General features: G+C 44.1%; 20 protein-coding genes. 8 read left to right on the forward strand and 12 right to left on the reverse strand.

Going from position 1 to position 26,189, the window contains the following annotated elements:
• Positions 1-90: 90 nt before the first annotated feature.
• Entirely contained in the window at positions 91-1,458 is a 1,368-nt protein-coding gene (locus ACFQZI_RS18760; RefSeq protein WP_377145245.1) for an alginate export family protein, read from the forward strand.
• Positions 1,459-1,465: 7 nt separating this feature from the next.
• Here ACFQZI_RS18760 and ACFQZI_RS18765 read toward each other — a convergent pair whose 3' ends face one another.
• Positions 1,466-3,415, reverse strand: a complete 1,950-nt coding sequence (locus ACFQZI_RS18765; protein WP_377145247.1) for a sigma 54-interacting transcriptional regulator — start codon at positions 3,413-3,415, stop codon at positions 1,466-1,468.
• 10 nt (positions 3,416-3,425) lie between these two features.
• Positions 3,426-5,696 carry a tetratricopeptide repeat-containing sensor histidine kinase gene (locus ACFQZI_RS18770; RefSeq protein ID WP_377145249.1) on the reverse strand — a complete coding sequence of 757 codons (2,271 nt, stop codon included), beginning with the start codon at positions 5,694-5,696 and terminating at the stop codon, positions 3,426-3,428.
• A gap of 295 nt (positions 5,697-5,991) precedes the next feature.
• On the opposite strand from ACFQZI_RS18770, the gene ACFQZI_RS18775 reads away from it, so the two are divergent.
• Complete coding sequence (locus ACFQZI_RS18775) at positions 5,992-6,720, forward strand: helix-turn-helix transcriptional regulator (RefSeq protein ID WP_377145251.1); 729 nt, start codon at positions 5,992-5,994, stop codon at positions 6,718-6,720.
• A gap of 36 nt (positions 6,721-6,756) precedes the next feature.
• Entirely contained in the window at positions 6,757-7,167 is a 411-nt protein-coding gene (locus ACFQZI_RS18780; protein ID WP_377145253.1) for a VOC family protein, read from the forward strand.
• 87 nt (positions 7,168-7,254) lie between these two features.
• On the opposite strand, the gene ACFQZI_RS18785 is transcribed toward ACFQZI_RS18780, so the two are convergent.
• Positions 7,255-7,842, reverse strand: a complete 588-nt coding sequence (locus ACFQZI_RS18785) for a Crp/Fnr family transcriptional regulator (RefSeq protein WP_377145255.1) — start codon at positions 7,840-7,842, stop codon at positions 7,255-7,257.
• A 97-nt stretch (positions 7,843-7,939) separates the two neighbouring features.
• On the opposite strand from ACFQZI_RS18785, the gene ACFQZI_RS18790 reads away from it, so the two are divergent.
• The 4 genes from ACFQZI_RS18790 to ACFQZI_RS18805 all read left to right on the forward strand — a co-directional run bounded on the left by ACFQZI_RS18790 (position 7,940) and on the right by ACFQZI_RS18805 (position 13,734).
• Positions 7,940-9,838 carry a glycoside hydrolase family 15 protein gene (locus ACFQZI_RS18790; RefSeq protein WP_377145256.1) on the forward strand — a complete coding sequence of 633 codons (1,899 nt, stop codon included), beginning with the start codon at positions 7,940-7,942 and terminating at the stop codon, positions 9,836-9,838.
• 200 nt (positions 9,839-10,038) lie between these two features.
• On the forward strand, positions 10,039-11,820 hold the full coding sequence (locus ACFQZI_RS18795) for a carbamoyltransferase family protein (protein ID WP_377145258.1): 1,782 nt from the start codon (positions 10,039-10,041) through the stop codon (positions 11,818-11,820).
• 13 nt (positions 11,821-11,833) lie between these two features.
• Positions 11,834-12,733, forward strand: coding sequence for a glycosyltransferase (locus ACFQZI_RS18800; RefSeq protein ID WP_377145260.1), 900 nt, complete (start codon positions 11,834-11,836; stop codon positions 12,731-12,733).
• An 8-nt stretch (positions 12,734-12,741) separates the two neighbouring features.
• Positions 12,742-13,734: a glycosyltransferase family 9 protein gene (locus ACFQZI_RS18805; protein WP_377145261.1), complete on the forward strand. Its 993-nt coding sequence runs from the start codon at positions 12,742-12,744 to the stop codon at positions 13,732-13,734.
• On the opposite strand, the gene ACFQZI_RS18810 is transcribed toward ACFQZI_RS18805, so the two are convergent.
• From ACFQZI_RS18810 to ACFQZI_RS18825, 4 genes are read right to left on the reverse strand one after another with little or no spacing between them, the layout of a single operon-like run.
• Positions 13,661-14,791 carry a glycosyltransferase family 9 protein gene (locus ACFQZI_RS18810; RefSeq protein WP_377145262.1) on the reverse strand — a complete coding sequence of 377 codons (1,131 nt, stop codon included), beginning with the start codon at positions 14,789-14,791 and terminating at the stop codon, positions 13,661-13,663. The genes ACFQZI_RS18805 and ACFQZI_RS18810 overlap by 74 nt on opposite strands.
• A complete protein-coding gene (locus tag ACFQZI_RS18815; protein ID WP_377145264.1) occupies positions 14,772-15,350 on the reverse strand; it encodes a D-glycero-alpha-D-manno-heptose-1,7-bisphosphate 7-phosphatase in 579 nt (192 codons plus the stop codon). Before ACFQZI_RS18815 ends, ACFQZI_RS18810 begins: the two co-directional genes overlap by 20 nt.
• Positions 15,350-16,630, reverse strand: coding sequence for a glycosyltransferase family 4 protein (locus tag ACFQZI_RS18820; protein ID WP_377145266.1), 1,281 nt, complete (start codon positions 16,628-16,630; stop codon positions 15,350-15,352). The genes ACFQZI_RS18815 and ACFQZI_RS18820 overlap by 1 nt, the downstream gene beginning before the upstream one ends.
• Positions 16,631-16,632: 2 nt before the next feature.
• Entirely contained in the window at positions 16,633-17,604 is a 972-nt protein-coding gene (locus ACFQZI_RS18825) for a glycosyltransferase (RefSeq protein ID WP_377145267.1), read from the reverse strand.
• 501 nt (positions 17,605-18,105) lie between these two features.
• Here ACFQZI_RS18825 and ACFQZI_RS18830 point away from each other — a divergent pair.
• The gene (locus tag ACFQZI_RS18830) at positions 18,106-19,599 is read left to right on the forward strand and encodes an MFS transporter (protein WP_377145268.1); all 1,494 of its coding nucleotides are present in this window, start codon (positions 18,106-18,108) and stop codon (positions 19,597-19,599) included.
• Positions 19,600-19,609: 10 nt separating this feature from the next.
• On the opposite strand, the gene ACFQZI_RS18835 is transcribed toward ACFQZI_RS18830, so the two are convergent.
• The 5 genes from ACFQZI_RS18835 to ACFQZI_RS18855 are packed head-to-tail and all read right to left on the reverse strand — an operon-like array spanning position 19,610 to position 26,174.
• Entirely contained in the window at positions 19,610-20,512 is a 903-nt protein-coding gene (locus ACFQZI_RS18835) for an SDR family oxidoreductase (RefSeq protein WP_377145270.1), read from the reverse strand.
• A gap of 9 nt (positions 20,513-20,521) precedes the next feature.
• Positions 20,522-21,292, reverse strand: a complete 771-nt coding sequence (locus ACFQZI_RS18840; RefSeq protein WP_377145272.1) for an enoyl-CoA hydratase/isomerase family protein — start codon at positions 21,290-21,292, stop codon at positions 20,522-20,524.
• Between the two features lie 26 nt (positions 21,293-21,318).
• Positions 21,319-23,136: an AMP-dependent synthetase/ligase gene (locus ACFQZI_RS18845; RefSeq protein WP_377145274.1), complete on the reverse strand. Its 1,818-nt coding sequence runs from the start codon at positions 23,134-23,136 to the stop codon at positions 21,319-21,321.
• A 39-nt stretch (positions 23,137-23,175) separates the two neighbouring features.
• The gene (locus ACFQZI_RS18850; protein WP_377145275.1) at positions 23,176-24,969 is read right to left on the reverse strand and encodes an acyl-CoA dehydrogenase family protein; all 1,794 of its coding nucleotides are present in this window, start codon (positions 24,967-24,969) and stop codon (positions 23,176-23,178) included.
• 26 nt (positions 24,970-24,995) lie between these two features.
• Positions 24,996-26,174, reverse strand: a complete 1,179-nt coding sequence (locus ACFQZI_RS18855) for an acetyl-CoA C-acyltransferase (protein ID WP_377145277.1) — start codon at positions 26,172-26,174, stop codon at positions 24,996-24,998.
• Positions 26,175-26,189: the final 15 nt, after the last annotated feature.

Below are 26,189 nucleotides of genomic sequence, written 5' to 3' on the forward strand. Positions count from 1 at the left end.
AACTAAAAAGGCTTGGCCGCATTTGTTTAAAGCTAATTAGGGCTAAGGCATAAAGTTGGTGTAGGTTGTGAAACACAACTCTGCAACACTGTGAAAAACCTGATCACCTTTATCACGCTCCTGGCATCCTGCACCTGTATGGCGCAGGACGCCTCATTTAAACCTTTACGTTACGACGAGAATTACAACTTCCTTGCTAAGGATACTACCGTTGATTGGTACCACAGGTTAAAATTTGATCCGCTTAACCGGAGTAAGACCACTTACCTGAGTTTCGGTGGCGAAGCACGCTACCAATATTTCCACTTTAAAAACCAGGATTGGGGTGAGGCCCCTGTAGATAACGACGGATTTGTACTGAGCCGTTTTTTAGCGCATGCCGATCTCCACGCGGGCAGACACTTCCACACGTTCGTGCAGTTACAAGGCAGCCTGGCCGATGGACAGCTGGATACGCCGTCGCCCGTGGACCAAAACCCACTCGACCTTCACCAGGCATTTGCTGATTACAGCACTTTGCTAAATACCGCACGCTTAACTTTTAGAGTTGGCCGGCAGGAATTATCATATGGTTCGCAGCGTTTGGTAGCCGTGCGGGAGTTGCCCAACAACCGCCAGTCGTTTGATGCGGCAAAAGTGATGTATGCCAATAAGGATATAAAGCTGGACATTTTCTATTCAAACTACGTGCTGGCCAAACCGGGTGTATTTGACGATAGCTTTAACAAAAGCACCAGGCTTTGGGGTATATACACGGTGTTTAATCATGTGCCTATTATACAAAATGTGGATATTTATTACCTCGGGCTCTATAAACGATCAAGTACTTTTGATGAAGGAAAAGGCGCCGAAAGGCGACACTCTTTAGGTGCACGGCTATGGAACAGTACTACCCCTTTGCAGTATGATATCGAAGGCGTTTATCAGTTCGGGGATTTTGCAGAAAGCGACATTTCCGCCTGGACGCTATCTGCAAACTTATCCTACACTTTTAAACAAACACGGTTTGAGCCGCAAATAGGCATTAAAACAGAGGCTATCAGCGGCGATAAAAACCACGGCGATGGTGTGCTGAATACTTTTAATCCGCTATTTCCTAAAGGCGCTTATTTTGGCCTTGCAGCACTCATCGGCCCATACAATTTACTGGATGCGCATCCTTACGTGCAACTTAAATTGGCAAAGCGGCTGGACCTGGCTATAGACTATGACCTGTTCTGGCGCATGAACCGTAACGACGGCCTATACGCGGTGAACGGGAGGTTGCTTTATCCATCAACAGCAGGCACATCCAAACAAATAGGCAGGCAATTGGGCGGCGAACTGAGTTACCTGGTGAGCAAATATTTATCGTTTAGGCAAGAGCTAACCTGGTTCCACTCGGGAGATTTTTTAAAACAGGCAGGCCCGGGCAAGGATATTCTGATGACAGGCAGCACAGTTACATTAAGATTTTAAGTGATCACTAAACGCCGTAATCTTTACGGATCCCCAACTTTTTCATTTTTGAATTTAGCGTTGTCGGTGGCAGGTTGAGCAAACTTGCCGCACCGCCCTCTCCCCAAATTTTACCGTTGCATTTTTTTAACGCTGCAAGAATGTGAGCACGCTCCCCATCCTGCATGGTAACCGCGCCTGTTGCGGTGGGTTGTGTTACCTCCGGCTGCTCCAATTGCGTTGGCAAAGCCATATTGGTTATCATGTCATCGCGCGTTAGCAATACGTTGCGTTCTATCAGGTTCTCTAACTCACGGATGTTGCCGGGCCAGTGGTAGCGCATCATACTCTCTAACACTTGCGGCGTAATGCCATGCACAGCTTTACCGGTTTTCCGGGAATAGATCTTTAAAAAATGTTTCGCCAGATCGGGAATGTCCTCTTTCCGGTCACGCAGGGCGGGCATCACAATTGGGAAAACGTTGATGCGGTAAAAAAGATCCAGGCGGAAACGGCCTTCGGCGACCTCTTTTTCCAGATTACGGTTGGTAGCGGCTATTATGCGAACATCTGTTTTGATGGTGTTGCGGCCGCCTATGCGCTCTATCTCCTTTTCCTGCAATACGCGTAGCAGCTTCGATTGCGATTCCAGCGGCAACTCCCCTATCTCATCTAAAAATATGGTGCCGGTATGGGCCTGCTCAAACCGGCCTATTTTTTTATCGATAGCGCCTGTGAACGAGCCCTTCTCATGCCCGAATAGCTCCGAATCTATCAACGAAGTAGGTAACGCGGCACAATTGATGCGCACAAAAGGTTTATCATTTCTTGTGGATAAGGCGTGGATTCGCTCCGCTATCTTTTCCTTACCCGTTCCGCTTTCGCCCAGTATCAATACCGACGAACTGGCGCGGGCAACCTGCATCACCTGGTCAAAAACAGTTAAAAGCAAGTGGCTGCTGCCAACAATGCCACTGAACGGATTGGCTTGGTCAGGAGGTGAAACTTCATGATTAACCACAAAATCATTTATTTTACTTAACAGCGGACTACCAGCTAAACGCATCATGCCTTGTATAAAATCGGCAATGGTTTGCTGCAGTCGGTTACAATGTGTAAGGTGATCGGCATGGTAAGCATCCGGGCGCCGGCTGTAAAAATTAAGGTCACACACCTGTCCGTCACCCAATTTTACAGGCCATGCAAGGTGCGACCTTAGCCCGTAAGTTTCCGCAAAAAGCTTTTTCAATGGTGAGGCATTCTGCATCCTGATAAATTCGTTTTCATCATACCATGTGGCGATTTGATCGACTTGGGTAGCAGTTTTTAGTTTTTTTAGTTCGTGCAGTTTCCGGTTGGTAATCACCATCAAGCCGGCAGCGCCAATAACCTGGTATTCATCAAAACCTATCCTCGAAAAACATATTTCGTAAAAGTCACCGTCTTCATCCTGCCTTAATCCCGCGGTAAAAAGTTCAAACGTTAGGTATGGCTGCAGCGTTTTAGCCATTTGCAGCATCTTTTGTTCCCAACTATCCGCCCCTGTTAATATCTCGGCTGTTTTCTTTTGAATGAGGGCGTTCTGCCGCTCGCCGCTCTCTAACCGGTTTTCGTGACGATAGATGGCTATGTCCAGAGCAATGAGAACATCCTTCTCCCTGAATGGCTTAATAACAAAGCCGTATGGGTTGGTAACTTTGGCGTCTTCCAATACTTTTTGGTTGGAGTTGGCCGAGATATAAATGAATGGAATATTCATCTCCCCAAGCATGTGCGCGAGGTTAATACCGGTAAGTTTACCTTTAAGGTAAATATCAAGCAAAACAAAATCAGGCTTATCATTAGCGATCATTTCCAGGGCTTCATGTACGCTGCCTGCTATGCCGCCCGCCCGGTAACCGGCAGTTTTTAAAATGCCGGCCAGTACATCTGCTATTATAAACTCATCTTCTACAATAAGTATTTTTTTACCGTTCATATCTTTAAGTTTACAGGTATTTACTTTCTGCTGTATCCCGTTTAAACACCTCCGCTTTAAAGCTTATCTCTATCATACAACCCTCGTTACTGCTAATATTAAAGGTGCCGCCAAGCTGTTTTGTTAATCCCCTCATTAGATTTATTCCAAGCGACTGCACTTGCTCAAGGTCGAGGTGCGCAGGTAATCCGGGCCCATCATCAGCAAGGGTGAGATGTACATATTGACTTTCTTGTAGCAGCGTGATGTAGATCTTACCTTCGGCGTCCGACGCATATGCATATTTCACCGCGTTGGTTATGGCCTCATTCATGATAAGCCCCAGCGGTACGGCCTGCGCCACGTCCAGGTAAATATTGTCCAGGTGCCGTTCAAAGAATATCCTGTTATCCAACCCACAGCTGTCTTTTAAATAGCTGATCATTTCTTCGATGTACTCGGGCATAAAAATAAGGTTCAGGTTATCCGCCTGGTAAAGTTTCTGATGAATAAGCGCGATGGCACGCATACGGTTTTCGCTGCTATGTATGGCGGCCAACGCATCATCGTTATCAATATAAGCCGACTGCCGTTGCAATAAGCCCATGGCTATTTGCAAGTTATTTTTTACCCGGTGGTGGATCTCTTTCAGCAGCCACTCCTTGTCTAATATCAAATCATCTTTCTCCTGAACCAGTTTGTTTAACGCAACGTTACTGCGCTGTTTACGCCTGTAACCATTGTAGATAAGCCCTACAGCGAAAATGAGCAATATAGCTACCGTAAGAATAAGGTTACGCGTGTTTGTAGCCGTTACTTCTTTTTCACGTGCAAGCTTGCTATCCTTTCTTAACAGCTGAATATCCTTTTCCTTTTGCGCTGTTTCAAACTGAACCTGCAGTTGTTGCAGTTGATTGCTTTTTTCAATGTTGAAAATGGAATCATTAAGCACTTTATAAAGCTGGTAATGACGAAGCGATGCCAAATAATCCCCTTTTGCAGAATCAATTTCAGACATCATCAAATGATAGTCCATGGATTGTGTTACCGGAGCAGCTGAATGGACCCCCACATTTAAATAGATGGCCGCTTTGTCGAACTTTTTTTGTTTTATAAAAAATCGGGCAGCCTTATATCTGGCTATTGATACCATTTCACTGGCGCCTACACCTTTATAATAAGCAACTCCCGTTACGTACAACTCTTCTGCCCTTGCATATTGCTTAAGCGCGTCGTAGCAATCTGCTTTTACAAGTGTAATTGACGCCCTTTCATAGTTTGCAGAAGCCGGGTGCCTTTTCTCTATACCCAAGGCAATATTAAGTGCTTCAGCATATTTTTTTTGCTTCAATAAGTTTCTTACGATCATACCGGCCACGCCATATTTATATTCCAGTGGGATGGGCATGTTTTCGCGTAGCGCCAGGGTTTTTTTATACCAAATCAAGCAATTGGATGTTTGGCCCAAAGCATCATAAATTTCGCCAAGTTCTCCATATAAACTGGAGTGTACAAAATCTTTGTTAAGGTCAGGTCCGTTATCAAATACCCTTATTGCTTCCAATATATTTTCCAGGGCCTTATTTAAATTACCTCTGTACCGTTGTACATGCGCAAGTAATGAATACACGGGAGTCATTTCAAAATGATTACCCGCCCCATATTTTTTTATAGCACTCGAACAAACCTGTTCTGCAGATTCATTGTCGCTCATCATGTAATACGCATTGGCCAAATTGCTAAAGGCGCTGATTTCGTTTGCCTTATTTCCAAGATGCGTATAGATGTTAAGCGCCTGTTGAAAGCAGTTAAACACATGTGTTCCGTAATCATCCGGCAAATCACCAATACCGGCGTTAACTAATGCGTTGCCCATTCTGGTCCACGTTTGCGCTAATTTTTGTTGTTGATTACTCTTTTTGTAGTATGCCAAAACATTTTTAAAGTAACCTTTACCTTTTTCAAAATCGCGTTTAGCAATTGTAACTTCCCCTAAACGGCAAAGCGTTTCTAATCTGCCAAAATGTTCCTCTATATTTCGGTTAGCGGTTAAACCGTATGCGGTGTTAAAATAAGTTAAGGCGGTGTCGAGATCCGGCCCTAACCTGCGCGATTGGCGTTCAAGAAAAAGCGCGCCTAATTCATGAAGAGTCTTTAATCGGATTTTAGTATCGTTGGTTTTTTGTAGCACAAAACGCAGGCTATCTATTTCGCGCGACGACGTTACCTGGCAGAAGCTTTGGGCAGTTACTGCAAGTAGAAGGAATAAGATAAAGGCTACTTTATATGTTTGTTTAAACATAACAACAGCAAGATACTCATAAATACTGCCAATAAATAAATGAAATTTTTGAGTTCAGAATTGCCAAATTTTAATTCAGCCTTAAAAGTCCCACGAAATATCGTAGGCCATCGTTGCATACCAGCGTTATATCGTTGTACCAAAAATTATTGACTCTATTCCGTTTATCTACTCATTGATAATATCTGCCGAGAATGCCAATGCGATACGATGCTTACTAAAATTGGCTTCCGTTTAAAGCAATAAATACAAACTTGCAGTGCTTTAGTTAATTTTACAGAACGGATCTGAGAAAATGGAATTTTACGACGCGACAAGAATAGCAAGGTTAACAGCCATACTCACACGCTTGCAAAGTGGAAAGCTTGTAACAGCAAACCAATTGGCGGATACCTTTGCAGTGAGCGTACGCACCATTTACAGGGATATGAAGACATTGGAACTGGCCGGGGTCCCGATCTACACCCGGGAGGGGAAGGGTTACAGTTTAATGGAAGGATATAAACTGCCGCCTGTGACGTTTACAGAACATGAGGCAAACGCGCTCATCACAGCCGAACACCTGATCAAAAAAACAAGAGATACATCATTAATAGCAGAATACGGCACAGCGGTAGATAAGATCAAAGCTGTGCTTCGGGCAGGCACAAAAGAAAAGGTAGCCCTTTTATCACAGCGAATTGCTGTAAGCCCCGCATTTACTGACGACCGGCCCAGTAATTCGCTCGCACAAATACAATCTGCATTGACGGGCTTTAAGGTTTTGAAGATAACATATAGAGCAGATAATAGTGAAGATTTGACCGAGCGCGAGATAGAGCCCTTCGCCCTTTACTATAGCCTGGAAGAGAGTTGGCTGGTTATTGCCTTTTGCCGGTTAAGAAACGGTTTCAGGATGTTCAGGCTCGACCGTATCATGTCGCTCAAAGCAACTGAAGTCACCTTTACACCACACGAGATGACACTTGCCTCCTATCTCGAACAAAAACAAAAAATTTATACCCCTGACAAACAGCTGTCATAAAAGCACGGAATTTTGTTCTAAACAAAATCAAATAATATGAATCTCGTTTCAATCAGGATCATTACTGAGCATGTTGATAAGCTCATGAAATTTTATGAACAATTAACCAAAATTCCGGCCGTGCGTTATACCGATGACTTTGCAGAGCTGCAAACTACAAATGCCACACTGGCCATAGGCAGCACAAGAACATTACAATTCTTCGGTAACCCGGAAGTGGTAAAAGCAGCCGGGAACCGTACGGCTATCATCGAATTTATTACCGGCGATGTAGACCAGATGTTCCGGGAGCATTCTGCATACCTGGAACCGTATCTTGTACATGAGCCTACTACTATGCCATGGGGCAACCGTTCATTATTGCTGCGTGACCCGGATGGGAACCTGGTGAACTTTTTCACACCCGTTAGCGCAGAAGCTATCAAAAAATTCGCTGGACGGATGTAAGCCTATGATATAGGGTTATGATAAAGAGGGCTGGCCTATGCAGATAGGCCAGCCCCTAACTTTATATCCAGATCAAGGCACATCATATTAATGGTTGATCCGCTTCCTGATCCGGCTCAGCGAAGGGTTCGTGATGCCGAGATAAGATGATATATGATAGGCCGGTATACGTTCAATAATGTTGGGGTGCTCATTTATTAACCTTACATATCGTTTTTCATGGCTCATAAATAGCAATTCCTCCGTACGGCTTTGTGAATAAGTAAAAAATAACTCAGCCAGCAGCCTGCCAAAAACAGCCCAGTTGGGGTGCGTGGTGTACAGGCTTGTAAGATCCTTATGTGATATATAAATAATTTCAGAGTCTTCTAAGGCCTGAATAAAGTAGTGACAAATGTTACGGGTGATGAAGCTGCGGAACGACACGACGAACTGGTTCTCTGAAAAAAAGTATAAATTTTTCTCCTCGCTTGTGGCGGGGTCTACATAATATATCCTGAAAATGCCTTTTACAACAAGCCCAAGATCATTACAAACAACATATTGCATATTAAAGAAATCCCCCTTATTTATCTTTCGGGGTTTCCAAAGCGCGTTTGCATCGGCAATGTCCTTTTCGGTAAGTGCCGCAAAGTTTCTCAGGTGGCTGGTGAGGGTTTCGTGATGTTGGCTCATGGCGAATATCTGTTGTAGCTCTATTTGTTTCTACAGCTTACTGCATTTACTATACGAAGCAATTATGCGTTAAACGAATGGCTAATATCAGTATTATATGCCGATAACAAAATTGTGGGGCAAATACCTGCGCTTTGCCCAAACACGTCATCTTGATATGTGTTTATCAATGGTGATACACCATAAACGCCCATACCAGCCAATAGAAAATTACGGAGTGATCGGAAACATGCAAACAGTTGCGCTTGTTTCGTTAACAGGCTCTATAGATTTCATGTGTTTCCCGCGTTTTGATTCACCGACTATTTTCGCCTCTTTACTCGACGCAAAAAAGGGTGGTTACTTTTCAATTGAACCACAAATGACGGGCGTAAAGCAAAAGCAGCTATATATGCCGGGCACCGCCATTTTAATAACACGCTTTTTTTCTGACGAAGGTATAGCAGAATTGACTGACTATATGCCTTTAACAGATGGCGGAAAAGCAGCTCCTGCAACCATCATACGCCAGATAAAAGCGGTACGCGGCAACATCAAATTTAAATTATTTTGCGCTCCCAGGTTTGATTATGCCTCAGCAGACCATAAGGCAATATGCGAGGATAATGAAATTTTGTTCAGTTCGGTAAACGACGGGAATGTACAGCTACGCCTGTTGAGCGATATTGATTTACAACTCTCGGGTACAGACGGGTATGGTGAATTTTCGCTTAACGAATCTGAAAACGCGCACGTTATTCTTGAAATAGCACATAAGCGAAGCAGTAAAACAAAAGTGCATATAAAAGATTACGCACAAACAAGCTATCAAAATACAGTAGAGCTTTGGCGACAGTGGCTAAGTAAATCTACTTACAAAGGTTGTTATGCAGAGCATATCCAGCGCTCGGCCATAACGCTGAAACTTTTAACCTCGGCTGAATTTGGCTCAGTGGTTGCAGCCCCAACGTTCGGCATTCCCGAAACATTGGGTGGGAACAGGAATTGGGACTATCGTTTTACCTGGGTACGCGACGCGGCTTTTACCATGTATGGCTTTTTGGCCCTCGGCTTTGGCGAAGAAGCAGGAAAGTTTATGGATTGGATAGCCGAGTTATGCAAAAAAGACGGCCTGCAGTTGTTATATGGCATTGACGGGGGTAAACCGGGCCAGGAAACTGAGCTTAAACATTTAGAGGGATATAAAAGATCGAAACCGGTTAGGATTGGAAATAAAGCCGCGGACCAGTTTCAGCTTGATATTTTCGGCGAGCTTATCGATACCATTTATATTTACAATAAATCGCATAAACCTATCACCTACGAGTTTTGGAAGATACTTTACAAGCAAATTGAATACGTTGCAGATGCTTGGCGAATGCCGGACCACGGCATTTGGGAGATCCGGGCTGAGAAGCGCGAATTTCTGCACTCAAGACTAATGTGCTGGGTTGCAATGGACCGCGCGATTAAAATAGCCCAGCATCGTTCTTTCCCTTACCCGCAAGCTGAGTGGCAGGCGGTAAGAGACGATATCTATAAGGACATATATGAGAATTATTGGAATGCGGATATCAATGCATGGGTGCAGTACAAAGGGGCTAAAACAGTTGATGCCAGTGTATTATTGATGCCGCTTACACATTTCATATCTCCTTTAGAACCAAGATGGCTTTCAACGATGAACGCAATAGAAAAGTATTTAAAGCTTGATGTGCTCATCTACCGGTATCGAAATAATCTTGACAGTATTGATGGCCTTGATGGCGAAGAAGGCACCTTTAACATGTGTTCATTTTGGTATATAGAGGCTTTAGCCAAAAGCGGCCGGCTCGATGAAGCCGTAGAAAGTTTTGCAAAAATGATGGGGTACGCCAACCATCTGGGGCTTTTTAGTGAAGAGATAAGCAAAAATGGTGAACATTTGGGTAATTTTCCTCAAGCGTTTACCCATCTCGCACTAATAAGTGCCGCGCTCGAGTTAAACAAACAACTGGGCAGGCAAAAAAACAATTAATTACACCAAACGCCAATAGTAAGGCGGCCCGTCTCTCCATCTCACTGCTTAATTAAATAAATAATTTTTTTCCTAAAACTATAACTCATACTACCTGTTTAATTAAGGTTGCGTAAATAATACACTATCCATTAATTAAAGTCAAGCAGATCCGACGCAGCATTTATTAATTCAATTGTTGATTATAAATCTTAACCCGGATGTATACATTAGGTATTAACGCGGCCTTTCATGACTCGGCCGCCTGTATTGTAAAAGATGGCATTTTACTTGCCGCAACAGAGGAAGAACGCTTTACACATTTCAAACACGGTAAACGCCCTGTGCCATTTTCAACCTGGGAGCTTCCCTATCATGCTATTGATTATTGCTTAAAAGTTGCCGGTATTCACATCAATGATATTGATCATGTAGCGTATTCATTCGACCCTTATTTACTCATAGGCGAAAAGTATAGAGGTAAGGAAACGATAGAGATCCCATTTGAGGAAGGTTACTCACACTTAAACGAGGAATTTGGCAACCCATGGGAGCCGTTATTTTTATCATCTATTATAAATGCCCCCGGGCAGTTACGTGATGGCTGGCCGCATCATTTACAGCAACGGTTTTATGGTTGTAACATAGGCAGGGAAAAATGGCACTTTGTAGAACACCATATTGCGCATGCTGCAAGCGCGTTCAACTGTTCTCCATTTAAATCAGCAGCCGTAATGACTGTTGACGGCCGCGGCGAACAAGCCACAACTACTTATAGTATTGGCCATGGCCAGCAGCTCGATCGCATAGGGCAGGTAAACATGCCACACTCCTTAGGTTTGCTTTATGAGGATGTTACCACACATCTTGGCTTTTTACATTCATCAGACGAATATAAGGTAATGGCGCTGGCATCCTACGGCAAACCCGAGTTTGTGAACGATTTTAGGGATATTGTGCAAGTGGGCGCCAATGGCCAGTACACCATCAATAACCAGGATTTGACCGGGCGTTTTGGGCCTAAACGCCTTCGCCATGAAGAGTTTACCTCTCATCATTTTAATATCGCGCATTCCCTGCAACTGGTACTTGAAGAAGCCATGTTAGAACTTACCGGCTGGCTGCAGCAAGAAACCGGCGAAGAAAACCTGTGCCTTGCAGGTGGTGTGGCACTTAACTGCGTTGCTAATGCCCGCATCCGCGATAAAGGCTTCTTTAAAAACATTTGGGTGCAGCCAGCATCAGGTGATGATGGTACCGCTTTAGGCGCAGCGCTGTGGATAGATGCGCAGGAACGAAAAAATGATGAAAAAGCATTTGTGATGGACCACTGCTATTGGGGCCCTCAATACACAGATGCTGAAATAGAAAAGCAATTAAAGCTTTGGAAAGTACCTTACCGTAAGGCCCAGAATATTGCAGAGGAAACAGCCGAGATTTTGGCGCAGGATAAGATCATTGGCTGGTACCAGGGCCGCATGGAGTTTGGACCACGCGCTTTAGGCAGCCGGTCTATTTTGGCCTCGCCTATTAATCCCGCTATGCAGGCAAGGCTTAATGAGGTAAAAGACCGTGAGGATTTTAGACCGGTAGCACCTGTAGTGTTACAGGAGAAAGCGCACGAATGGTTCAACGGCGCCGAATATTCGCCTTTTATGCTTTTTATTTATGATGTTAAAGAGGATAAGGCCGATAAGATCCCGGCAGTAAGACATACTGACGGCACCGCGCGTATCCAAACTATTAATGAACAGCAACATAAAGATTATTATGACCTGCTAAAAGCCTTTGAGCGTAAAACAGGCGTGCCGGTGTTGGTAAACACTTCATTCAACACGCTTGGCAAGCCCATAGTTTGCACACCAAGAGATGCGATAGAGTGCTTTTGGTCGTCGCCGTTTGATGCATTGATAATAGGTTCATTCATAATCGAAAAAAACAGAGAAGATGATAATGGTATCTATAGTGGTTCCGACGTATCGGAGGCCCAAGCTCTTAATTAATTGCCTTAAAGCGTTGCTGCTTCAAAAGTTTGACAAACGGCAGTTTGAGATAATAGTTGTAAGTGATGGACCCGACGAGCAAACACAACAAATTGCTGATACATGGGCGGGCTACCAACACCCCGTAATTCGTTATATGCCCCTGCCCGAAAAAAAAGGACCGGCTGCAGCGCGCAATTATGGATGGCTGAATGCCCGGGCGCCCATTATTGCTTTTACTGATGATGATTGCCTGCCCGATACATATTGGTTGCACGAAATGGTGACTAATATTAACCTGCAGGAAGATGTTGCGCTAACCGGAAAAGTTATTGTACCTATTGGTAAACGCCCAACAGATTTTGAACTTAATACTGCCGGCCTTCAAACTGCCGATTTTATAACCGCTAACTGTGCCTGCACAAAAAACGCTTTAATAAAGGCCGGCGGTTTTGATGAACAGTTTAGTATGGCATGGCGCGAGGATAGCGACCTTGAATTTAAACTGATCAACAACAATGTCCCAATAAAAAGAATTAATAGTGCTGTAGTTGTACATCCGGTGCGCAGTTCGCCATGGGGCGTAAGCATTAAAGAACAAAAAAAGACCATGTACAACGCTTTGCTTTATAAAAAACACCCGGCGCTATATCGTAAAAAAATAAGCCAGAAAACACCTGTATTGTACTACTGTATCATAGCCTCCTTTATAATGATGCTGCTCGGCTTAATTAGCAGGCAACCAAGCATGGTCTTAACAGGCACTTCGGGCTGGTTGGGTCTAACCTTTTATTTTATTTTTAAAAGATTATACACCACTAAACTGAGTGTAAGCCATATTGGCGAAATGGTTGTCACTTCGTTTATAATACCCTTCATATCAGTATTTTGGCAGTGGTATGGCGCTTTAAAATACCGTGTGTTATTTATTTAATTATACCCATGAAATTACCCTCATCCCAAATCAAAAAGATAGCCATATTCCGGGCTTTACAGTTAGGTGATATGCTTTGCGCAATACCTGCTGTTAAAATGCTTCGTTACGCTTATCCCGATGCTACAATAACGCTCATTGGCCTGCCGTGGGCCAAATCATTAACAGAAAGGTTTCCCGATTATTTTGATGGTTTTATAAAGTTCCCTGGCTACCCGGGTTTGCCCGAGCAAAATTTAGAGCCTAAGGCTTTTACCGCTTTTTTAGCCGAAGTACAAGAAGAAGCATTTGACCTGGTGATACAATTGCAGGGCAACGGGTCGGTAATAAACCCGATGATGGAACTTTTTGGTGCTAAATATACCGCGGGATATTCTAAGGAAGGCCACTATGCACCTGATAATGGTTTGTTTATGTCTTATCCGGATCATGGCCATGAGATTGACCGGCATATAAGCCTGATGGAGTTTTTAGGCCTCCAAAACCAGGGCAGCGATCTGGAATACCCTTTAACCACTAAAGATTATGATGCTTTAGATGAGCTACACCTTGATATTGAACCCAAAAGGTATGTTTGCATCCATCCCGGTTCGAGGGGGGCATGGCGGCAATGGCCTGTTAAATACTTTGCCGCACTTGCCGATTATTGTGCCGAACAAGGCTATAAGGTTGTGCTTACAGGTACTAAAGAAGAGGCTGATATTATTGATGCTGTTATAAGCCACATGCGTTACGAGCCCATTAATACCGCGGGCAAAACATCTATGGGCGCTGTGGGTGCACTCATACAAAACGCAGCCATGATTATCTCTAACTGTACAGGCGTGTCGCATATTGCATCGGCGTTTAAAACACCAAGTATAGTTATCAGTATGGATGGAGAGCCACAGCGCTGGGGGCCATTAGATAAACGCGTACACCGCACTATCAACTGGTTGCAGTCGCCCGATTTTCACCAGGTATTTCGGGAAACAGTTGAGCTGGTGAGCCTGGCAAGTTAAGCAGATCATTTACTGCTGCCATAACTTTACTGGCTGCAGGTACAGCGACATGCGTATTGTAAATTGTTTTATTTACATACGCAATAACTTGGTTTTTGCTGCGCAAGTGGTTCGGAACCGAAAATTCCAGTACTTTATGAGGCGCCATCCATGGCGTATGCTGTGGGTTGGTTTGCGCATAAAGCACCACAACTGGCGTGCCCACAGCTGCAGCAATATGTACCGTACCGGTATTTACAGATACTATTACCGGCGCGTGCTTAATCAAACACACAAATTCTTCGATATTCAACATGCCTGCTATTGAAAAACTACCTGCTCCCGTGAGTCGCTCTAATTCATCCGTAAGCTGTTTTTCTGATGCCGAACCTGTAAATAGTACCTGATGGCCCTCGTTAATCAATTGCATGGCAGCAGCTACCCATTCCTTTACCGGATACCGGCGTTTCTCTTCGCTAACACCGGCATGCAGTATCAACCAGGGTCTGTTAAGATCAATTCCCAAACCGGTAAGCTTATCTGTTACAGGCTGCCAGCAAACTTCATTTACCGTTAAGCGCAACTTATGATCCTTAGATGTTGCGCCTACAGCAGCAACCAATTCCAGATCGCGGGTTACCTGGTGCTTTAATTGGGTGTAGGGCTCTTTGTCGGGCACCCAGTTCGTAAGTAACTGATAAGGGTTTTCGCGGCTATAAGCCAATATCTTTGGAATACCTGCCAGGTACGCCAACATAGCTGTTGGCAATGGATTTTGGCTGTAAACAGTGAAGATAACAGCAGCGTCAAACTTCCTGGCTTTAATTTGGGCTACCACCTCATAAAACTCATCAGTTTTTGATTGCGCTTCAGTTTTTACCCAGGGTAAATCAAATATGATATGGTCATCAATTTCGGCAATATTTTTAATGATGCCTTTGGCCATTGATGAAGTGAGCACCGTTATTTTCGCACCAAAAGTATCCTTTAATGCACGAAAGGCAGGTACGGTCATGATCAGGTCACCCATGTTATCGGGGCGTATGCAAAGTATATTTTTACAACCCAGCCAATTCATGCTTATGAAAATTTAACAAAAACTCAGCCGCTTGGTTAATGGTTTTGCAAACAATGGTGGGTTTACGGTACGCCCCGTCCAGCCATTCAGTTTCGTTACCGTTGTCAATTAAAACCGTTTTACACCCGGCGCGGTTCCCTGCTTCAACATCATTTAGTATATCGCCTATCATCCATGAATTGGTTAAACTAATTTCATGTTCATCTGCTGCATTTAATAGCATCCCCGGTGAGGGCTTGCGGCAATCGCACATTATATTATAACCTGCAACTGTACCTTCGGGATGGTGGGGACAGTAATAAAACCCATCTAAACTAAGACCGTTTTCGGCGAATAACTGTCGCATCTTTTCTTTTACAACAGGCAACTTATCTTCGGTAAAATAGCCCCTTGCAACGCCCGATTGGTTAGATATGATGATCAATTTATACCCATCATTTTGCAAGCTTAGCAAGCCTGCAACAGCATCATTACTCAGTGTTATCTTATCCGGATCTACATTGTAAGGAATATCCGGAATCAGTGTTCCGTCTTTATCTAAAAAAATCGCTTTATCCATTAAGCGGCTTGTGATTTTTGATGAATTAACCCTATTTCGGTAACCTGAGGCATCAACCGTTTATACATATCACTTACATTTGCAGCAACCTTAGCCCATGTAAAATAACGGTTAACCCGCCAAATAGCGTTTTCACCCATCCTGTTTAACAGTGCCGGGCTGTTTAGCATCCATCGTAGTTTATCTGCAAGCCTAATAGGGTTATTGGCTTCAACTAACGCGCCGGTTTCTCCATCGGCCACGCTATATTTAATTCCGCCAACGTTAGAACCTATAACCGGTGTACCGCAGGCCATAGCCTCTAATGGGGTAATACCAAATGGCTCATACCAGGGCGTAGTTATAAATACATCTGCGGCAGAGTAATAGTATTTAAGCATATCGCGGTTTTTTCGTCCCGCAAATATGATGGAATTAACCACACCGTTTTCTCTTGCTACGCCAAGCAGGCGCGCGTATTCAGGGCAGGTTGCTTCTTCCAGTTCCTCACATTCGCCACCAACAATTAATAATTTAACCGGTGTATCCATGTTTTTCAAGTCACCCAGCGCCCTTATAACGTTATCAACACCTTTACGCGGCACCATGCGGCCCAGTTGCAGAATAATATGTTCATTTTGAGGCAGCCCTAACATTTTGCGTGCAGCCTGTTTATCTATCGGCACAAATTCGCGTGGGCTAAATCCGCATGGTATAACGCTTACTTTATGAGCCGGCGCGTGGTAATGATCCATTAGGTCTTGTTTATCTTGCGGGCATTCGGCAATAATATGATCTGCCTGTTTAACGGCTTCTTCTTCTATTAAAAGGCGCTCCGCCGGGAATTTATCGCTATCGCCCTGGTGTACCCGGCGCACATGACCTAATGCATGAAAGGTAACCACAAACGGAATACCCAATTCCTGTTTAATACCCATAGCCACTAATGCCGACATGAAAAAATTGGCATGTATAAGCGAGTAATTAATGTTATTGTTGATGATAAACGCCGCCATGTTGGTCTTAAACTCATCCATGTATGGCAAAAGCTCTTCTTTAATAACAACCTTTGCCGGGCCTGCGGTTACATGAATTACCCTTACCCCATTTACCCAGTTTACAACTTCATGCTGGTCTTCGCTTTCGCGGCGGGTGTATACATCTACATTATAGCCCTCTTTAGCCAGGTGTTTGGCTAATTGGGCAACATAAACGTTTTGGCCGCCTGTATCCACTCCCCCCAATTCGGCAAGCGGCGACGCGTGTTCACTAATTAATGCAATGCTATTTTGATGTTTCATGATCATACGGTTTCTGCAACAGCTGCTTTACTTTTTGTTACCACTTCCGCAAATAAGCTTTCCCAATCATTGGCAAAACGTTTAATGCCAAAGCGCTTTAAAGCAACCTCCCTGCCCCTGGCGCCAATTTCACGTGCCAGCTGCGGCTCGTTAATTAAAAGTTTCATTTTTTCTATCAGGTATTCAACATCGGTATGTATGAAACCCGATACTCCATTCTCTATAACTGCCGACAGCTCCGTCGTAGCAAGGCCTACAACGGGTATGCCCATCATCATTGCTTCGCAGATAGCCAATCCCAGGCTGGTGTACCTTATTGGATTAAAAAAGAAACGGTACCGGCTTTGAAATTCAGGTAGCTGCGGGTGAAGCACCTCTCCCAATCCAAGATCGCCCGTACCCATCCCTACAAGGTCCATCGGCACATTTTTGCGGGCATGCATAAAAATATCGTGTCCTAACAGGCGACCACGCGCCGGCAGGTTATTGATCACTACGATCCCTTTATCAAGGTCTCCTTTATACCGGATACCCGAATCTGTTACACCATGTTCAATAACACGGGTTGGAGTGCTGGTACTATCCCACATTAAACGGTTAAAGTGGGTTACATGCACCAAAGTAATATTCTCATCACCCACAACATGTTTGGTATCTGTAGGATGTTGGCGCGGCGGGTCATGCTCGATATAGATCCTGGGCAAAGCGCGCTGCTCATCAGAGAGTATCTCATACTGATCGGACAGGTAGTTTTGATTGGTTTGGAATACAATACAATCAAACTGCATGTTTTTAACTTCGCCGGCAGGCACTTCAATTACATTGCTGCCAAAAGGGAATGTTTCTCCCCGGCCATAGTAGCCCTCGGTTTTTTCCGGTTTTGTTGGGATGTAAATATCATAGTTACCTTGCGATAAATAATAGAGGTAACTACCATGGATATGCCAGGTAAATATTTTAAGTCTGTTTTGCATAGTTAGTGTTGAACAGCCTTAACTTAACCAAAACAACGCCAAAATGTATTTAACTTATAAATAATTATATATTGTTATAATATTTATAATTTACTTCGAAATAAAAGTCATTTTATAACAATTTCATAAAAATTTCATTTTTGGCATTAAGCGAACCGTTCGTTTAACCTTACAATGGTGTCCACTTCTCCTAACAATGTTTTTCGTTTAAGATTTGTTTTTTGTGTTTTGCCGAAACATACGTAGGTTTTCTTGCTCCAATTATTCCGCATTTTGGGGAAGCGATTACTTCATTATTCCACGCATCTGAAAGACAGAATACAAAAGAACAATTTTAACTTTAAATTAAAATGTTGAATATCAATAATTTATATATTTTTTAACCTTAAAGATAACGAGGCCGGACATTTGCATATCATTTTGTGCGGGCGATAACCCGCCCCTGTTAATTAAACTATTATTAATCCAAAATGAATAGTGCCTGTGTGCGGGCACCTTTGTATGAATTTACGCCCATTAGAAAAAATAACTACCGGCCAGTTAAACTCAGGTCTTAAGTTAGTGATAGCAGACGGTTTATCTGCCGAAGCTATGGTAGTATTTACCAGCGGTACTTTTTTAACGGCAATGGCAATCCACATGGGGGCTACTAACCTACAGTTAGGGTTATTTGCCGCACTGCCTACTTTTACAACCATATTTCAACTGGCGTCTATTTGGCTGGTGCAAAAGTGGAACAACCGTAAAGCTGTGACAGCTATTTTTAACCTATTAGCGCGCCTTCCGCTTATAGCCATTGGTGTTATGCCATTACTTTTCACCGGCTCAACTACCATACAGATGTTGTTGGTATTGCTGTTTTTTCAGCATATTTTTGGTGATATAGCCGGTGCCAGCTGGAATGCCTGGATGAAGGACCTTATACCGGGCGAACGTCTGGGGAGTTTTTTTAGCAGGCGCGGCCGTATGGCTCAAACACTTAATGTAACGCTTAGCCTGGCAACGGCCATGGGTATAGATCATGTTAAGGCATATTACCCTGCCCACGAGATAACCGCTTACACAACGTTATTTTTAACCGGCGGCGTACTGGGTATGCTTAGTGTGGTGCTGCTGCTGCGCACACCCGAGCCCAAGCCCATACCAATGAACGATAATGTATTTAAGCTTTTTGGTCGCTCATTAAAGGATAAAAACTTTCGTAACTTACTGGCATTTAATTCGGTTTGGGCTTTTGCGTTAAACCTGGCAACACCATTCTTTGCCGTTTTTATGATAAAAAACATCGGGTTGCCGCTATCATACGTAATAGGCCTGGGTATCATTAGCCAACTAAGTAGCATTGCATTTATTAAATTATGGGGCAAATATTCGGATAGGTTTAGCAACAAAACTATCATCAACATTTGCGCACCGGTGTATATCACCTGTATCCTGGCATTTGCCTTTACCGGTTTGCCGGGTTCTAAAGTTACGGCTTTGGCTATTTTGGTTGCCATACACATTTTAAGCGGACTCTCTACCGCGGGCATCAACCTGGCCCTAAGCAATATTGGCTTAAAGCTTGCGCCAAAAAAAGAGGCGATAGTTTATATAACTGCTAAAAATATGTTAGTGGCTTTTTCATCCACTATTGCTCCGGTAGCAGGTGGTTTATTGGCCGACTTTTTTGCAAGCCACCAGTTAATGTATAACCTAAATATAGCTGGGCATAGCCTACGCGTCATTGACCTGCAGGGATGGAACTACTTTTTCATTATTGGCGGTATAATAGCATTGGCATCTTTAAAATTATTAAATAAAGTAAGCGAACAAGGCGAAACACATCGCCGCAAGGTGAGGATGCACATGCGTGCTACCTTGCGCAATAAAATGCGTAAAAACCTTGGGAGAGAGTTAGCCGATAATTTGTACGCGCCGTCTATCGCGATCAGGAAAAATATGGTAAGGATGATGAGCTATGCAGCTAATAGAAGATCTGGCAGGGCGGCTTAAAGATTTATTATTAGCTTCCTTTAACGTTTCTTGTTATTTGTTCAATACCGTCCCACATTTCATCGGTAAGCATTTCTAAACCGCTAAACTGTCCGGCCCCTTGTAACCATTCGCCACCGTCTATGGAGATCACATCCCCATTGATATAACCCGAAAAATCTGAAATGAGAAAAGCGGCAAGGTTTGCCAGTTCCTGGTGTTGCCCTACACGTTTCAACGGAACGCGTTTTTCGAAACTAAACTTTTGAGCCATATCCCCGGGAAGCAGTCGTTCCCACGCGCCTTTGGTTGGGAACGGGCCCGGTGCAATGGCGTTGGTGCGTATTTGGTGGCGCCCCCATTCAACAGCCAGCGACCTTGTTAAAGCAAGCACCCCACCCTTAGCACACGCCGAGGGCACTACATATGCCGAGCCTGTAAAGGCATAAGTAGTAATAATATTAAGGATATTTCCCGGCTGTTTTTCTTTTATCCAATGCTTCCCCAAAGCCAGCGAGCAATTCACCGTACCCTTTAATACAATATCTATAATGGTTGAAAAAGCGTTTGCCGAAAGCCGCTCTGTTGGCGAAATGAAGTTGCCTGCCGCGTTATTAACGAGGGCGTCAACCCTGCCAAAAGCTTCAACAGAACTTTTCAACACGTTTTCTACCTCGTCGTAATTACGAACATCACAGGAAACAGCTAACACTTTACCACCCGTTTCGCCCTCCATTTCAACCGCTGTTTTTTGTAAAATATCCAGCTTGCGGCTTGTGATAACCAGGTTGGCACCCAGCTTTAAAAAATAGGTGCCCATGGCCCTGCCAAGGCCGGTACCCCCGCCTGTAATAACAATGGTTTTACTTTTAAAAGCATCATCCCTCAGCATGCCGCCAAGGGTGCCTTTATTATCTGCTGGTTGTTGATCCATAGCCTGGCCTTATTTATTAGATGCCGATTTTAAATTTTCTATCATCAGTTGTAAACCTTTACGCGTTTCGGGTGCCCACCATTGTTTCAGCATAGTATCTAAAGATGCAGAAAGGTCGGCATTGAATTGCTCCATTAGTTTTGCGCGCATATTCTGTTTACTTTGGCTCCAGGTAACCGCATTTTGTTTCATATACAACCTTACTTTGTTTTCGGCAACGGCAAGCAGCTCAGCAGGTTCGCAAACTTCATCTACCAAGCAATTTGCCAAGGCCTCGTCAACCGTAAGCAGTTTACCCTCTAACAAGTATTGATAAGCCTTGCGATGCCCAATCCAAAAAGCGTAGAGGTTAAATATAACTTCGGGTACTATTATACCTACGGGGATCTCATTTAAGCCAATGATGAATTTGCCTGATGCCATAACACGATAATCGGTACATAAGGCCATTACACAACCACCCGCGGGGCTATGTCCGCCTATCGCGGCAACAAATGGTTTGGGGAAGGCTACAAGATTGGCTTGTAAGGTTAAAAACTCCGTCCATAGCTCTCGGCCTTGTATCTCATTGTAATTGTATGCCTCAATAAGATCGATGCCTGCGGAAAAAAAGCCCTCTTTACCAGTTATGATCAGCCCATCCACAGACGCGTCAGCACCGAGATTTTTTATAGCCAAATTCAATTCAGCTATCATCTCCAGGTTGATAGAATTGGCACGTCCGCGGTTAAGCGTTATAGTGGCCAGCTTTTCTTTTATAGCTATTTGTATAGTATCCATGAAGATGCCCGAATTAAACAGTAAAATTAATGAGCCGAAGGCGAAGCACTATCAACCTGCTCGCCCGAGTATATATTCTCTATTTCGTTTTTGTATCTCTCCATAATGATGCGCCGTTTCATTTTACCTGTAGGAGTGAGTTCGCCGCCGTCGATGGTCCACTCTTCAGCAAGAAGCTTGATTTTTTTCACCTGTTCTACGTGGTTAAACTCAGCGTTAAACGTATCTACTATAGATTGAAACTGGGCTATCACTGCCGGATTGTTGACCACTTCGCGATTGGTCGAATAAACGATCTTGTTTTGATCGCACCAAAGCTTAAGGTTATGGAAAGATGGCACAATAAGTGCCGAAGTAAACTTCCGTTCGGCGCCTATAACCATCATCTGCTCAATCAAAGCGTTCTCTTTCATGCGATTCTCAATAGGCACAGGCGCCACATATTTACCACCGGAGGTTTTAAAGATCTCTTTTTTGCGGTCGGTAATTTTCAGGAAGCCGACTTTATCTATCTCGCCAATGTCACCGGTATGAAACCAACCGTCAATTAACACTTCTGCTGTAAGTTCGGGGTTTTTATAGTATCCCAACATTACCCCCGGGCTTTTTGCCAACAGCTCGCCATCATCGGCAACCTTAACCTGCACCTGTTCTATCAAAGGGCCAACGGTGCCAAACTTGCGCTTGTGAGGGTCATATTGGTTAACAGATATAACAGGGGATGTTTCGGTAAGGCCATAACCCTCCAGTACAACTAATTTAGCTGCTGTAAAGATCTTTTCGAGCCGTATGGGGCAGGCCGAACTACCAACTACAATTGCCTTTACATTGCCACCAATGGCATTGCGCCATTTGCTGTAAACCAGTTTATCTGCAATGGCCAGCTTTAACTTATACCACCAGCTTGTACCGGTATGCTCAAACTGCTCGGCAAGCGAAATGGACCAAAGGAAAATACTCCTTTTTATGCCGGTAAGCTTTTGCCCTTCAATAACTATCTTTTCAAAAACCTTCTCAAGCAGCCTTGGCACCGCTGTAAATATATCCGGTTTAACTTCTCTCATATTTACACCTATGGTGTCCATGTTTTCGGCGTAGTAGATGGAGAAACCGTTAAAGAGATAGATGTATGTGCACATCTTTTCAAAGATGTGGTTGAGTGGTAAAAAGCTGAGGGCGCGCTTATGATCAAGCGGGATACCGTTTAATACCAGGCTGCAGTTGTAAACATTGCTTACAATATTTTTATGCGTTAACACCACCCCTTTAGGCCGCCCTGTTGTACCCGATGTAAAAATAATGGTAGTTACAACATCCTCAGTTATTTTATCACTAATGGCTTTGATATGTGCAAGCGATGTGTCGTTTAGGGGTTTAAGGATCTCTGCCCAATTATTACAACCCGAAATTTGATCGAACGAGTAGATAGATTGTAGCAGAGGCAAATTATGCTTTACGGCAGTAACTTTGCCGCAAAGCTCGGCATCGCTAACAAATATGCACTTCACTTCGGCCTCAATCAATATCTGCTCAATTTCTTTAAGGCTGGTATTGGGATACAGCGGCACCAGTACCGCACCCGTTAATTGCACTGCCAGATCTACTATCAGCCATTCGGGCCGGCCACTACTTATAAGGCCAACCTTATCCCTGCCCTCCGTAGTACCATCACCTGCAGAGATACCCATGGCAAGTAATGCAGCAGCAAGCTGATAAATTTTCTTATGCACATCTGCCGTACTAAACGCTTTCCACTCACCGTTCACTTTCGCATTCAGCAGATCGGGCTGCGGGTTTTGCGCCTGTATGTTTAAGCAATCAAATAATCGTGCTGCAAGCTTCATGCTGGTACCTGTTATAGATGTTTAAATGAAGTTTGTTACTTAAAAGCAGTATTTATTTTCTGCAATTAATTTTGCTGCAATGCGCCTGCGTGCTGCCGTGGTGTTAATATCCTCGGTTTTAGTAAAACGTTTTAAGCCGGTCATCATCATACGGCGCTCATCGCCTTCGGCAAATGAGTTAAGCGCTTCTTTACCGGCTTTAAAAATCTTATCAGCCGCGTCCCTGATATACACCTGCATAATATCTATCTGGTCTTTAACGGCATCTTCACCACGTTGGGACGCCAGTTTCTCAACCCTTAATAAAGTTGATTCGCTTACATAGGTTTCTATAAGCATATCGGCAAGGTACATCAGCACTTCCTGCTCCTTGGCAATGTTCATCATTAGCTTTTGAACGGCAGCGCCGGCAGCCAGTAAAACCGCCTTCTTAAAGTTTTTAATGTATTTATGCTCTTTAGTGAAAAGATCCTCTTCTTCGGTGTTGAAATCGGGGATAGCCATTAGTTCATTAACAACATCCTGCGCAGGTCCCATCAGGTCAAGTTCACCTTTCATGGCACGCTTAAGCATCATGTCAACCGTTAGCATACGGTTAATTTCGTTGGTACCTTCAAAAATGCGGTTGATACGGCTATCGCGGTAAGCGCGGTCCATCGGCGCTTCGGCGCTGTACCCCATACCACCATATATCTGCACCCCCTCGTCAACTACATAATCTAACGACTCGGAAGCATGTACCTTTATTATAGCTGCCTCAATAGCAAACAACTCGGTACCTTTTAATTTTGCTTTAGAGGCTTCCATCCCACCCTCGATCAGGTTATGGGTAGCATCTTCTATATTCTGGCTGGCGCGATACATGGCCGCTTCTGTTGCGTAAGTACGTATTACCTGTTCACCTAATTTGTAGCGAATAGCGCCATATTTTGAAATAGGGCGACCGAACTGCTCGCGCTCGTTGGCGTAACGCACTGCAGTAGTAATAACCGATTTTGAAGCGCCCAAAGCAGCGCCGCCTAACTTAATACGGCCCAGGTTAAGAATGTTCACGGCTATTTTAAAGCCATTACCTCTTTCTGACAGTAAGTTCTCTACCGGCACCTTGCAATCGTTAAAAAACACCTGGCGGGTAGAGCTACCTTTGATACCCATCTTATGTTCTTCGGGGTTGAGGGATAAACCTTCGTAGCCTTTTTCAACGATAAAGGCGCTGAGGTTTTCATCATTATCTATCTTGGCGAACACCGTGAACACATCTGCGAAACCTGCATTGGTGATCCACATTTTCTGGCCGTTGATGATATAATGTTTACCATCAGCAGATAGCGTTGCGCGGGTTTTCCCCGAGTTCGCATCCGATCCTGCACCCGGCTCTGTTAGGCAATAAGCGCCCTTCCATTCACCGCTACCCAGTTTAGGTATATATTTATTCTTTTGCTCGTTGTTACCATAGTAAAGAATAGGCAATGTACCTATACCTGTATGCGCCATTACCGCTACAGAAAACGAAGCGCCGGGGCCGGTTTTTTCACTAATGAGCATCGCAGTTGGGAAATCTTTACCAAAGCCGCCATACTCCTCGGGTAATGATACGCTCAGGATGCCGAGTTCGCCGGCTTTTTCTACCAGGCTTACCATTAGGCATTCCTCCTGGTTGTCAATACGGTCTAAAACGGGAACTACATTCTGCTCAACAAAATCCTGGCAGGTTTGCGCGATCATCAGTTGCTCTTCGTCCCAATTCTCGGGAATAAAAACATCCTCTGCCGATGTTTCCTTAATCAAAAACTCGCCGCCCTTTAGGTGTTTATTATCTGTTGCTGTGCTCATGGCTGTATATTGTTGAAATTTGATATTTAATTTAATAATTCGAATATGCCGGCTGCGCCCTGGCCCGTGCCAACGCACATGGTAACCATTCCGTATTTTTTATCGCGCTTTCTTAGTTCATCAAAAAGCTGAACGGATAATTTACCGCCAGTACACCCCAGCGGGTGGCCCAATGCTATGGCCCCGCCGTTCACATTTACGATGTTGGGATCCATATTCAAGCCTTTAATAATTGCCAACGACTGTGATGCAAATGCTTCATTCAGTTCAAACAGGTCCATATCGGCTTGTTTCATGCCTGCTTTCTTTAACACCTCGGGTATGGCGTAAAGCGGACCTATTCCCATAATGCGCGGTGGCACGCCTACCACAGCATAATTAACCATACGCGCAATAGGGGTTAAATTATTTTCTTTCATAAAACGTTCGCTAACCACCATTACAAAGGCGGCACCATCGCTTGTTTGTGATGAGTTACCTGCCGTAACCATCCCCCTCGCGTCAAATACAGGTTTAAGTTTAGCCAATGCTTCTATAGAGGTATCGGCACGCGGGCCTTCGTCGGTATCTACGATAAAGTCCCTGGTTTTTCTTTTACCGCCTTCATCAACATAGGTTTCAGATACACTAACCGGCACTATCTGATCTTTAAAACGGCCCTCTTTAATTGCAGTAATGGCTTTTTGGTGCGAGTTATATGCAAATTCGTCCTGTTCATCGCGGTTGATGTTATACTCACGTGCTACGGCTTCGGCGGTTAGGCCCATACCCCAGTAATAATCGGGGTGTGCCATGGCCACTTCCAGGTTAGGTACAACTTTCCAACCGCCCATAGGTAGCAGGCTCATGCTTTCTACCCCGCCCGCTATAATACAGTCGGCAATACCGCTGTTTATTTTTGCGGATGCAATGGCAATGGTTTCCAGCCCCGATGCGCAATAACGGTTCACCGTCATGCCCGGTACCTTATCGGTATCTAAAGCCATTAAAGATATAAGGCGGGCAACGTTTAACCCTTGCTCGGCTTCGGGCGTGGCATTGCCTACTATCACATCATCTATCTGGTCTTTATCCACATTAGGTACCGATGCTACAAGGTGTTTGATCACATCGGCAGCCAGCGTATCGGGCCTTGTAAACCTAAATCCACCACGATTTGCTTTGCCCACTGCACTGCGGCAAGCCGCTACTATATATGCGTTCATTTTAGTTTGCTCCTT

Origin of the sequence: Mucilaginibacter lutimaris, assembly GCF_042676625.1 — a bacterium.
In the GTDB taxonomy this organism is placed as follows: Bacteria; Bacteroidota; Bacteroidia; order Sphingobacteriales; family Sphingobacteriaceae; genus Mucilaginibacter; species Mucilaginibacter lutimaris.

Coding starts and splice junctions, on each gene's coding strand:
- ACFQZI_RS18765 (WP_377145247.1), bottom strand. CDS start 3,415: ATGAACGGTAAAAAAATACTTATTGTAGAAGATGAGTTTATAATAGCA.
- ACFQZI_RS18770 (WP_377145249.1), bottom strand. CDS start 5,696: ATGTTTAAACAAACATATAAAGTAGCCTTTATCTTATTCCTTCTACTT.
- ACFQZI_RS18775 (WP_377145251.1), top strand. CDS start 5,992: ATGGAATTTTACGACGCGACAAGAATAGCAAGGTTAACAGCCATACTC.
- ACFQZI_RS18780 (WP_377145253.1), top strand. CDS start 6,757: ATGAATCTCGTTTCAATCAGGATCATTACTGAGCATGTTGATAAGCTC.
- ACFQZI_RS18785 (WP_377145255.1), bottom strand. CDS start 7,842: ATGAGCCAACATCACGAAACCCTCACCAGCCACCTGAGAAACTTTGCG.
- ACFQZI_RS18790 (WP_377145256.1), top strand. CDS start 7,940: ATGCCGATAACAAAATTGTGGGGCAAATACCTGCGCTTTGCCCAAACA.
- ACFQZI_RS18795 (WP_377145258.1), top strand. CDS start 10,039: ATGTATACATTAGGTATTAACGCGGCCTTTCATGACTCGGCCGCCTGT.
- ACFQZI_RS18805 (WP_377145261.1), top strand. CDS start 12,742: ATGAAATTACCCTCATCCCAAATCAAAAAGATAGCCATATTCCGGGCT.
- ACFQZI_RS18810 (WP_377145262.1), bottom strand. CDS start 14,791: ATGAATTGGCTGGGTTGTAAAAATATACTTTGCATACGCCCCGATAAC.
- ACFQZI_RS18815 (WP_377145264.1), bottom strand. CDS start 15,350: ATGGATAAAGCGATTTTTTTAGATAAAGACGGAACACTGATTCCGGAT.
- ACFQZI_RS18820 (WP_377145266.1), bottom strand. CDS start 16,630: ATGAAACATCAAAATAGCATTGCATTAATTAGTGAACACGCGTCGCCG.
- ACFQZI_RS18825 (WP_377145267.1), bottom strand. CDS start 17,604: ATGCAAAACAGACTTAAAATATTTACCTGGCATATCCATGGTAGTTAC.
- ACFQZI_RS18830 (WP_377145268.1), top strand. CDS start 18,106: ATGAATTTACGCCCATTAGAAAAAATAACTACCGGCCAGTTAAACTCA.
- ACFQZI_RS18835 (WP_377145270.1), bottom strand. CDS start 20,512: ATGGATCAACAACCAGCAGATAATAAAGGCACCCTTGGCGGCATGCTG.
- ACFQZI_RS18840 (WP_377145272.1), bottom strand. CDS start 21,292: ATGGATACTATACAAATAGCTATAAAAGAAAAGCTGGCCACTATAACG.
- ACFQZI_RS18845 (WP_377145274.1), bottom strand. CDS start 23,136: ATGAAGCTTGCAGCACGATTATTTGATTGCTTAAACATACAGGCGCAA.
- ACFQZI_RS18850 (WP_377145275.1), bottom strand. CDS start 24,969: ATGAGCACAGCAACAGATAATAAACACCTAAAGGGCGGCGAGTTTTTG.
- ACFQZI_RS18855 (WP_377145277.1), bottom strand. CDS start 26,174: ATGAACGCATATATAGTAGCGGCTTGCCGCAGTGCAGTGGGCAAAGCA.